At 68.3% G+C, this 9421-nt stretch carries 9 protein-coding genes; 3 read left to right on the top strand and 6 right to left on the bottom strand.

Going from position 1 to position 9421, the window contains the following annotated elements; all coding sequences use genetic code 11:
* Positions 1 to 135 precede the first annotated feature (135 nt).
* The gene (locus tag ABZ070_RS32810; protein ID WP_356639266.1) at positions 136 to 1473 is read right to left on the bottom strand and encodes an MATE family efflux transporter; all 1338 of its coding nucleotides are present in this window, start codon (positions 1471 to 1473) and stop codon (positions 136 to 138) included.
* A 467-nt stretch (positions 1474 to 1940) separates the two neighbouring features.
* Between ABZ070_RS32810 and dnaB the strand changes: the two genes are divergently transcribed.
* Positions 1941 to 3401, top strand: coding sequence for a replicative DNA helicase (gene dnaB, locus ABZ070_RS32805; RefSeq protein ID WP_356639268.1), 1461 nt, complete (start codon positions 1941 to 1943; stop codon positions 3399 to 3401).
* Between the two features lie 91 nt (positions 3402 to 3492).
* Positions 3493 to 4875: a serine hydrolase domain-containing protein gene (locus ABZ070_RS32800; protein ID WP_356639264.1), complete on the top strand. Its 1383-nt coding sequence runs from the start codon at positions 3493 to 3495 to the stop codon at positions 4873 to 4875.
* An 84-nt stretch (positions 4876 to 4959) separates the two neighbouring features.
* Here ABZ070_RS32800 and ABZ070_RS32795 read toward each other — a convergent pair whose 3' ends face one another.
* The 3 genes from ABZ070_RS32795 to ABZ070_RS32785 all read right to left on the bottom strand — a co-directional run bounded on the left by ABZ070_RS32795 (position 4960) and on the right by ABZ070_RS32785 (position 6966).
* Complete coding sequence (locus tag ABZ070_RS32795) at positions 4960 to 5427, bottom strand: MarR family transcriptional regulator (protein WP_356639262.1); 468 nt, start codon at positions 5425 to 5427, stop codon at positions 4960 to 4962.
* Between the two features lie 134 nt (positions 5428 to 5561).
* Positions 5562 to 6416 (bottom strand): GNAT family N-acetyltransferase, encoded by an 855-nt coding sequence (locus ABZ070_RS32790; RefSeq protein ID WP_356639260.1) that lies wholly within the window; start codon positions 6414 to 6416, stop codon positions 5562 to 5564.
* Positions 6417 to 6420: 4 nt separating this feature from the next.
* Complete coding sequence (locus ABZ070_RS32785; RefSeq protein ID WP_356639258.1) at positions 6421 to 6966, bottom strand: DUF2269 domain-containing protein; 546 nt, start codon at positions 6964 to 6966, stop codon at positions 6421 to 6423.
* Positions 6967 to 7042: 76 nt separating this feature from the next.
* Between ABZ070_RS32785 and ABZ070_RS32780 the strand changes: the two genes are divergently transcribed.
* Positions 7043 to 7681: an HAD-IB family phosphatase gene (locus ABZ070_RS32780; protein ID WP_356639256.1), complete on the top strand. Its 639-nt coding sequence runs from the start codon at positions 7043 to 7045 to the stop codon at positions 7679 to 7681.
* A gap of 44 nt (positions 7682 to 7725) precedes the next feature.
* Here ABZ070_RS32780 and ABZ070_RS32775 read toward each other — a convergent pair whose 3' ends face one another.
* Both ABZ070_RS32775 and ABZ070_RS32770 read right to left on the bottom strand, forming a co-directional pair.
* A complete protein-coding gene (locus tag ABZ070_RS32775) occupies positions 7726 to 8205 on the bottom strand; it encodes an NUDIX hydrolase (protein WP_356639254.1) in 480 nt (159 codons plus the stop codon).
* Positions 8206 to 8264: 59 nt separating this feature from the next.
* Positions 8265 to 9155, bottom strand: coding sequence for a LysR family transcriptional regulator (locus ABZ070_RS32770; RefSeq protein WP_356639252.1), 891 nt, complete (start codon positions 9153 to 9155; stop codon positions 8265 to 8267).
* Positions 9156 to 9421: the final 266 nt, after the last annotated feature.

The raw sequence follows: 9421 nt of genomic DNA, 5'->3' as shown, positions 1-9421 counted from the left end.
CCTCCCACGGCGTGAGCGAACCGGGCCCCAGCACGGCGCGTGCCAGCCGGGTGCGGCCCTTCCGCCGTTGCCGGGTGCTCGGCCCCGCGGCACCGTTTCACGTGAAACAGCGGCCGGCCGCAGCTGACGTGACGGTCAGCGGGTCGCGCCCGTGACGATCCACCGTCCGGAACGCGCCCGCCACCACAGGGTCAGCAGCCGCACGGCCATCATCAGCGTCATCGCCCACCACAGAGCGGTCAGACCGCCCCCGAGGGCGGGAACGAGCAGCGCGACGGGTGCGAAGGCAGCCAGCGTGAACAGCATCGCCCATGCCAGGTACGGGCCGTCGCCCGCGCCCATCAGGACGCCGTCCAGGACGAAGACGACACCCGCAATGGGCTGGGACACCGCCACGACCAGGAGAGCGGGCAACAGCGTGTCCTGGACCGCCTGGTCGCCCGTGAACAAGGGGATGAAGAGCGGACGCGAGACCACTACAAGGATGCCGAGCACCACACCCGCTGCCACGCCCCACTGCACCATCCGCCGGCACACCTGCCTGGCACCCTCGGCATCTCCGGCTCCCAGAAAGCGGCCGATGATGGCCTGCCCGGCGATGGCGATGGCATCCAGCGCGAAGGCCATCAGGCTCCACAGCGAGAGCACGATCTGATGTGCGGCGATGTCGGTGTCCCCGAGGCGGGCCGCCACCGCCGTGGCGATCAGCAGGACCGCTCGCAGGGAGAGTGTGCGGACCAGCAGCGGCACTCCGGCCTGGGCGCTGGCCCTTATCCCTGCTGCGTCGGGGCGCAGGGAAGAACCATGCCTCCGCGCTCCGCGGACAACAACGACGAGGTAGGCGGCAGCCATGCCGCACTGGGCGATCACCGTTCCCCATGCGGACCCGGCGATGCCGAGGCCGGCTCCGTAGACCAGGCCGGCGTTGAGGGCTGCGTTGGCGGCGAAGCCACCGACCGCGACATAGAGGGGAGTGCGGGTGTCCTGAAGACCACGGAGCACCCCGGTGGCAGCGAGGACGATCAGCATGGCGGGAATGCCGAAACTGGAGATCCTCAGATAGGTGATCGCGTGGGGTGCAGCTGTGTCGGAGGCGCCGAACACGTCCACCAGCCATGGAGCCGTCGGCAAAGTGACGGCGATGACGGCGATGCCGAGAACGAAGGCCAGCCAGATGCCGTCCATCCCCTGCCGGATGGCGGACTGGAGATCGCCGGCGCCCACTCGGCGCGCGACGGCGGCCGTGGTCGCATAGGCCAGGAAGACGAAGACGCTCACGGCCGTCATCAACAGGGCTGCCGCGACGCCGAGGCCGGCCAGCTGCGGGGTGCCGAGATGGCCGACGATGGCACTGTCGACCATCACGAAGAGGGGTTCGGCGACGAGAGCGCCGAAGGCCGGGACGGCGAGCGCGACGATCTCTCGGTCGTGCAGTTTCCGGCGTTCCTCACGCCCCACGGGGACCTGTGTCATGGCGTCAATCTAATCTTCCACAGGTAAGAGATGCAATCTGTTATCACTCCTTACGGAGCGGTGGGTTGACGGCTCGTCCGTGTGCCGTTTGTTCTGATCTTGGTCCGCACGGGAAAGTTTTTCTCCCCCACAGGTGGTGGATGCGAAAGCCGCAGGTCAGATGGGATTCAGGCGGGGGATCGTGAACTTTTCCACAGTGCTGTCCCCCGGTCCGTGCACAGGTTGCGGAGGGTTCTCCACAGCATCCGGTGCTTCGTCCACAACGCCTGTGGATAACCAGATTGGCTGACGGTGCCGCCGGGCCTACGGTGGACCGTCGCCCGGCTCACCAAAGGCCCCCGCAGAAGCCTCGCAGCAAGCGGAGTTCGGCGACTCGTTTTGTCAGTGCCGTGGCATAGAAAGAGTGCCTCGGCGTAGGTCCGTGGAGCGGACGGGAGGAGGTGGCCCGGGTGAGCATTTCCGAGCCCCTGGACGATCCGTGGGCGGCCGACAGTCCGGGGGACCGTCTTCCCGTTTCCCGTCAGCGTCGTCACGAGGGCCGCAACCGTGAGGACCGGCACGACCGAGGCGAAGAGAGCGGCGGCTGGGACGGCGGGTCGCCCGGGTTCGAGCGTGTTCCTCCGCAGGATCTTGATGCCGAGCAGTCGGTTCTCGGCGGCATGCTGCTGTCCAAGGACGCCATCGCCGACGTCGTGGAGATCATCAAGGGTCACGACTTCTACCGTCCGGCCCATGAAACGGTTTACCAGGCCATCCTCGACCTCTACGCCAAGGGCGAGCCGGCCGACCCCATCACGGTCGCGGCCGAGCTGGTCAAGCGTGGCGAGATCACCCGCGTGGGCGGTGCTCCCTACCTGCACACCCTGGTCCAGTCGGTCCCCACCGCGGCCAACGCCTCGTACTACGCCGAGATCGTCCATGAGCGCGCGGTTCTGCGCCGTCTCGTGGAAGCCGGAACCAAGATCACGCAGATGGGCTACGCCGCCGACGGAGACGTCGACGAGATCGTGAACTCCGCGCAGGCCGAGATCTACGCCGTCACCGAGCAGCGCACAAGCGAGGACTATCTGCCGCTCGGCGACATCATGGAGGGGGCGCTCGACGAGATCGAGGCGATCGGCTCGCGCAGCGGCGAGATGACAGGTGTGCCGACAGGCTTCACGGACTTCGACTCTCTGACCAACGGCCTCCACCCGGGCCAGATGATCGTCATCGCTGCCCGCCCTGCCATGGGTAAGTCGACGCTGGCGCTGGACTTCGCACGGGCCGCCTCGATCAAGAACAATCTGCCCAGCGTGATCTTCTCGCTCGAAATGGGCCGCAACGAGATCGCGATGCGACTGCTGTCCGCCGAGGCCCGGGTGGCACTGCACCACATGCGGTCGGGAACGATGACGGACGAGGACTGGACGCGCCTTGCGCGCAGGATGCCGGACGTGTCGCAGGCGCCGCTCTACATCGACGACTCGCCGAACCTGTCGATGATGGAAATCCGGGCGAAGTGCCGTCGGCTCAAGCAGCGCAACGACCTCAAGCTGGTGGTCATCGACTATCTGCAGCTGATGCAGTCGGGCGGTTCGAAGCGGGCCGAGAGCCGTCAGCAGGAGGTCTCCGACATGTCGCGAAACCTCAAGCTGCTGGCCAAGGAGCTCGAGGTACCGGTGATCGCGCTGTCTCAGCTGAACCGTGGTCCCGAGCAGCGGACGGACAAGAAGCCGATGGTCTCGGACCTGCGTGAGTCCGGCTCCATCGAGCAGGACGCGGACATGGTGATCCTTCTGCACCGCGAGGACGCGTACGAAAAGGAGTCGCCGCGAGCGGGCGAGGCGGATCTGATCGTGGCCAAGCACCGAAACGGTCCCACCGCGACGATCACGGTGGCGTTCCAGGGTCACTATTCGCGGTTTGTGGACATGGCGCAGACCTGAGCGGTCGAGGGCCCCGGTCACGGTGGGCCTTTCGTCCGCGTGTCCCGGAAATGCGGTCGACTCGACGGACCGTCACCGATAGACCTGCTCCATGACCTCATCCTTGGAAGAACTGCTTCCCGCCACTCGGCGGGCTCTGTTCCACCGTCTCGCCGTTGCCCAGAGCGAAGGGCGCGCACCTTCGTTCGTCGGAGCCGTGCAGCGCGACGGGCAGCTGGTGTGGACGGGCTCCCGTACATGCGTCGAGGGACATGGGCCGGACGCCGACACGCAGTACCGCATCGGTTCCATCACCAAGACCTTCACGGCGGTTCTGGTCATGCGGCTGCGGGACGAGGGTCTGCTCGATCTGAACGACCCCCTGGACAAGCACCTGCCCGGAACCGGGATCGGCGAGGTGACGATCGCCCAGCTGCTGGGTCACAGCGCCGGCTTGAGTGCCGAGGCTCCTGCCCCCTGGTGGGAGCGGACGCCGGGTTCGCTGCGCCCCGAGCTGTCCGACGTACTCGGTGACGGTGCGGAGATGCATCCTCCGGGCCGACGGCATCACTACTCCAACCCCGGTTACACCGTGCTCGGTTCGCTCGTCGAAGCCGTGCGCGGCGCCTCCTGGGAGGAGGTGCTGACGCGGGAGATCCTCGAACCGCTCGGACTGCGGCGGACCAGCATGCAGGCGCAGGCTCCGCACGCGGGTGGTTGGGCGGTGCATCCGTGGGCGGATGTGATGCTCCCCGAACCCGCCGAGGATCTCGGCCTCATGGCCCCTGCCGGGCAGCTCTGGTCGACGGCCGCCGACCTGTGCCGGTTCGCCGGCTTCCTTGCCGAGGGGGATGACCGGGTACTCCGTGCAGAGACCGTGCGGGAGATGCGGACTCCGTCCGTGCCTCCGGAGGCGGGGGAGTGGGACAGCTGCTACGGCCTGGGGCTTCAGATCGTGAGGAACGAGGGACGCACCCTCGTGGGGCATTCGGGTTCGCTCCCCGGCTTCCTCGCCGGGCTCTGGGTGAGTGTGGAGGACGGTGTCGCCGCGGTGGCGCTGGCCAATGCCACCTCCGGGCCGCTCGCCGCGACCGTGGCAGCGGACCTTGTACGCATCGTGTCCGACGCCGAACCGAGAATCCCTGAGCCGTGGCGTCCGCTTCCGGAGGCCGACCGGGAGCTCCTGGCGCTGACCGGGCCCTGGTACTGGGGCACGTACGCCTTCGGTCTGCGGCTGGTCGCCGACCGGGGTCTGGAACTGGAACCGTTGCGCGGTGCCGGCCGGCGCGCGCGATTCCAGGCGAGCTCCGAGGAGACATGGGTCGGTTTGGACGGCTATTACGCGGGCGAGACCCTGCGGGTGGTGCGACGCGGCGACGGCTCCGTGAGCCATCTGGACCTGGGCTCGTTCGTTTTCACGCGGGAGCCGTACGAGCCCGGGGACGGTGTTCCCGGGGGCGTGGACCCTTCCGGATGGCGCGGAATCCCCAGCTGAGCCCCATCGGGACGTTTCACGTGAAACCGCACTCGCGGGTATGAGGCGGGCAGCGGTGCCCGCTGCCCGCCCGCCGAGGCGCGGCTACGCGGATCGGGCGGGGACCTTGAGTTCTTCGACCGTCCTGACCAACGGGGCGAGCTCAGGGTTCTTGGCAGCTTCGTCCAGAGCCTCACGCAGAGCGTTGTCGTTGGTCGGCCGTGCCTCGGCGAGCAGCTCGAGGCCGGCCTCGCTCACGTCGGTGTAGATGCCCCGGCGGTCGGTGGGACAGAGGTAGCGGGCGAGCAGGCCGCGATCCTCGAGGCGGGTGACGAGGCGCGTCGTCGCGCTCTGGCTGAGGACGACAGCGTCGGCGACCTGCTTCATCTGGAGATGACCACCCTCGCCGTCGTGCTGGCGGCTGAGGACGTCGAGGAGTGAGTACTCCCGGGCGCTGAGGCCGTGCTTCGACTCGAGGGCGCGCTCGATGTGCGCCTCGATCTTGCCGTGGAGCAGCGAGAGGGCGCACCAGCCCTGTGCGAGGGCAGTGAGGGCGGGGTCGGTCGCTGTCATGGTCTCCTCCTCGGTGCCGGAGCGGCTCACCACCAGGGTAGGCGATGAACGCAATAGCCCGCGTTTACAACTAGACAGCGACTGCAATTATTCTCGTAGGGTCTCGGTCCCCCGCAGGCCCCGCCTGTCCGGCCTCAGCCCGCCGCGACCGTCAGAGGGGCGAAGCGGCGGGTCCAGTCACCGGGCAGCTTCGGGAGCCCCAAGGTCATCACCGCGTTGAATGCGACCGGTGCCAGACCGCATTCCTTCACCCAGGCCAGCAGTTCTTCGTGGCGCACATCGATGTCGGTGCGCAGCGGACGGTCCGTGCCCGCCGCCAGGGACGCGATCAGGGCCTTCGCCGTTTCGGTGTCCCGGGCGATCAGCGGGCCCACGACCTGGGTGGCCATGTTCGGCCAGGCGGCCGCGTACCCCGTCAGGACTTCGTCGTCCTCCGCCACTCGCAGCTGGTCCGCGAAGGCGGGCAGGCGCGTGATCATGTGCGTGCGGTCGAAGCCGAAGACCTCGTTGTCCAGGCGCAGCAGCGCGGGCAGGTCCTCCGCGGTCGCCGGGCGGGTCGCCACCTGCGGTTGTGGCCCCGAAGCGGTGAAGTGCCCGCGGACCATCTCGGCGCGACCGGTGGTGGCGAAGCCCAGTTCTTCGTAGAGGGGCTTCCCGTTGGGTGTGGCATGGAGGGTGACCGGCGTGCTTCCCACCTCGTTCAGCACATGCTTCATCAAACGGCGTCCCACGCCCTGGCGGGAGTGACGCTCCGCCACCAGCACCATGCCGATGGCCGCGAGGCCGGTCTCATAGCGCATGAGCACGCACGCGGTCACCAGCCCCTTGCCCTCTGGGTCGTCGATCCCGTATCCGGTACCGGCGGCGAGCAGCAGACCCCACTTGTGCTCCTCGCGCGGCCAGCCGCGATCCTCGGAGAGATCGGCGCAGGCCAGGAGGTCATCCGTGGTCAGGTGCCTGATGGGGAGTTCGGCGAGGGGCGTCTGCATGAGCTCAGGCTGTCTGACGCATTGATCGTTCGTCCACCACTTTTGGTGAACTGGCCAAGACGCGCTTCCGGCGGCCGCGGCGGGTGAGGCCCCACGGCTTGAGAACGGAGATGACCGTCATGAAGAGATAGGCGGTCAGCGAGACGGCCGGCCCCATCAGCAGGTCGCGGGGTTCGGCCACCACTCCGCCGGAGGCGACGACGTCGGCGGCCCTGCTGACACCGGGGCGGAGCACGAGGACGGACGCGCCGGTGGTCGCGACGGTCAGCCAGAACTTGATGTAGACCCAGCGATGGCGGGCCAGCCCCCACTTCGTGCCCAGCGACAGAACGAGACCGCTGAGCAGGGTGAGTAGCGCCACGGGCAGGACCAGCCAGTCCGTGAAGACGTTCATGGAGCGGTACGAGGCTTCGATCATGGACGTTGTTTCCGTGGTGTACGCCGTGAGTGCAAGCGCGAGCAGGCCGAGGGTGAGCCCGAGCCAGCCGGCCGACGCGGCGACATGGACGACGAGGATGGCCCGGCGGACGGGACGCTTGAGTGGTTTCACGTGAAACACGGTGCCTGGCAGCGGGTTCTGGCGCGTCTGACAGCGGGAGTAATCGGGGGTACTAGCCTCGGCGTACATGAGACGACGACCCAGGCTCCACATCTTCGATCTGAACGGCACCCTGATCCACGGTTCGGCGGCGCCGGTCGAGATCTCCCGTCAGCTCGGGCTGCTGGACGAGATCGGCGAGGTGGAGCGGGACCTGATCGCGGGCCGGATCGGTCCGCCGGAGTATGCGGCGCGCGTGCACGCCCTGTGGACAGACCTCACCGAAGCGCATGTCGCCGCTGCTTTCGACTCCGCTCCTTGGCTCCTGGGCATCCGCGAGGTGTGGAGCGAGATCCGGGAGAAGGGCGACTTCTGCGCCGTGATCTCTCTGTCGCCGTCATTCTTCGTGGAGCGGCTGCTTGGTTGGGGTGCCCATGCGGCGCACGGCTCACGCTTCCCCGAGATTCCCTTCAGACGGCCCGTGGATCCGACGGGCATCCTCAGCGCTGCCGCGAAGGTGGAAGTCGCCGGCCGGCTCTGCACCGAGTTCGGCGTGGGCCTGGACGCCTGCATCGCTTATGGCGACTCGATGTCGGACGCCGCCATCTTCGCGGCGGTGCCCACAGCAGTGGCCGTGAACGCCGATCACCATCTCACCGGCCTGGCCACGCACACCTACACGGGGCGCGATCTCCGGGAGGCCTACGAACTGGTGCGCGCCGCCTGACCGTTCCTGCCGACCGGTAGTTCCTTACCGACCCTGCAGATGCCTCAGCCCAGGTCGGGAGCGTGCATGGCCCGTACGCCTTCGATGTTGCCGTCCAGGTAGTGGCGCAGCGAAAGCGGCACGAGATGGACGGCGGCGATTCCGACGCGGCTGAACGGCACCCGCACGATCTCGTACTCGCCGCAGGGCTCGTCGACCTCGGGCCCATGGCGCAGCGCCGGGTCCATGGACTCCAGACGGCAGACGAAGAAGTGCTGCACCTTCACTCCCGTCACACCGCCGTCCGCGATGTGCTCGACGGTGTCGACGAAGCACGGCACGACGTCTGTGATCTTGGCGCCCAGCTCCTCGTCGACCTCCCGGTGGAGCGCGTCGACGACGGTGGCGTCCTCCGCTTCGACCCCGCCGCCGGGCGTCAGCCAGTACGGGTCCACGCCGGGCTTGGTGCGCTTGATCAGGACGAGGTCGTCACCGTCGAGCAGGATGGCGCGTGCGGTGCGCTTGACCACTGGTCGTTCGGTCATGGCAAGAGAGTGGCCCATGTCTCCGCGTCTGAAACTCATGTGGGCGTGTCTTGTCTCCGTCACCAGTCGGCGGCGGCGCGCAGCAGTGACTCGTGCGCCCTGGTGATATGCGGGTGGGCGAGCGTTCCCGTGCGTACGACAAGGAAGTACGTGCGCAACGGGGGCACCGGAGGGTCGAGCAGAGCGACGACTCGGCCCCGTTCCAAGGCGTCCTCGCACAGATAGCGCGGCAGCACGGCGAGCCCTGCACCGGAGGCGGTGGTTTCCAGGACGGCGCGCAGATCGGGTGTGATGACGGTGCCCGCGGCAGCCGGAGGCGAGTCGAAGACGGCGTGCCAGTAGCGCGACACGAACGGTAAGGACTCGTGGACCTCGACCACCGGAAGCTGATCGAGCACGACGTGGCCCCGGCGTAGCGCCGAGGGCCCCAGGCGGGCGGCCCACCGCGGGGCGGCGACGAGGACGTGCTCCTCGTCGCACAGCGTCGTGGCGCTGAGCAGGGCGCCCCGCGGCCGGGCGGTGGAGATGGCCAGGTCGTGATGGCCGGCGGCGAGTCCGTCGAGACTCTCCTCCGCGTTTCCGAACGAAGCGCGCAGAGCGAGTCCCTCGCCGATCAGCGGGCTGAGGGCGGGCAGGGCTCGCATCGCGATGAACTCGGGCGGGCCGGCGAGATGGAGGGTGCGGATGCCGGTCTCGTTGTCGAGCCCCGCTTCGGTTATCTCGAGGAGGGCATCGAGGTGGGGTGCTGCCCGGTGGGCCAGCTCGTCGCCGACGGTCGTGGGCGTGACGCCGCGCGCCTGGCGAAGGAACAGCGGTTTGCCGAGCTGCCGTTCCAGGGTGCGAATCTGCCCGGTCACCGCCGGCTGGGAGAGTCCGAGGAGGGCGGCGGCGCGCGTGAATGATCCTGCCCGGTGCACCGTGACGAATGTGCGCAGCAGGGCCAGATCCATGCCATGCCCTTCCCGATCCGACGTTGCCCCCGAACCCCGCCAACTATAAATAAGTCGATAGGTCTCTGTCGCTACAGTGATTGGACACTGACGCTGAGTCAACTAGCCTTGTCGAGACGGTTCTTGGCGCGCGGGAACCGAGGGCGGTCCGAGCCATGAGGGGGGAGGCTCGGACCGCGAACGCCCGCCCCTGGTCTCTCTGCCGGCGGAGCAGGTGCAGGGCGGGGGTTTCCCGGCCGTCGCCGGCGATCCACCCGGCGAGCAGC

It is taken from the genome of Streptomyces sp. NPDC006283, from assembly GCF_040613325.1.
GTDB lineage: Bacteria > Actinomycetota > Actinomycetes > Streptomycetales > Streptomycetaceae > Streptomyces.
The sequence above is the reverse complement of the archived record's forward strand: the minus strand, read 5'-3'. Positions and strand labels throughout refer to the sequence as shown.

Excerpts from the sequence above, each read along its gene's own strand:
- ABZ070_RS32810 (WP_356639266.1), bottom strand. The coding sequence starts at position 1,473 with ATGACACAGGTCCCCGTGGGGCGTGAGGAACGCCGGAAACTGCACGAC.
- ABZ070_RS32800 (WP_356639264.1), top strand. The coding sequence starts at position 3,493 with ATGACCTCATCCTTGGAAGAACTGCTTCCCGCCACTCGGCGGGCTCTG.
- ABZ070_RS32795 (WP_356639262.1), bottom strand. The coding sequence starts at position 5,427 with ATGACAGCGACCGACCCCGCCCTCACTGCCCTCGCACAGGGCTGGTGC.
- ABZ070_RS32790 (WP_356639260.1), bottom strand. The coding sequence starts at position 6,416 with ATGCAGACGCCCCTCGCCGAACTCCCCATCAGGCACCTGACCACGGAT.
- ABZ070_RS32780 (WP_356639256.1), top strand. The coding sequence starts at position 7,043 with ATGAGACGACGACCCAGGCTCCACATCTTCGATCTGAACGGCACCCTG.
- ABZ070_RS32775 (WP_356639254.1), bottom strand. The coding sequence starts at position 8,205 with ATGACCGAACGACCAGTGGTCAAGCGCACCGCACGCGCCATCCTGCTC.
- ABZ070_RS32770 (WP_356639252.1), bottom strand. The coding sequence starts at position 9,155 with ATGGATCTGGCCCTGCTGCGCACATTCGTCACGGTGCACCGGGCAGGA.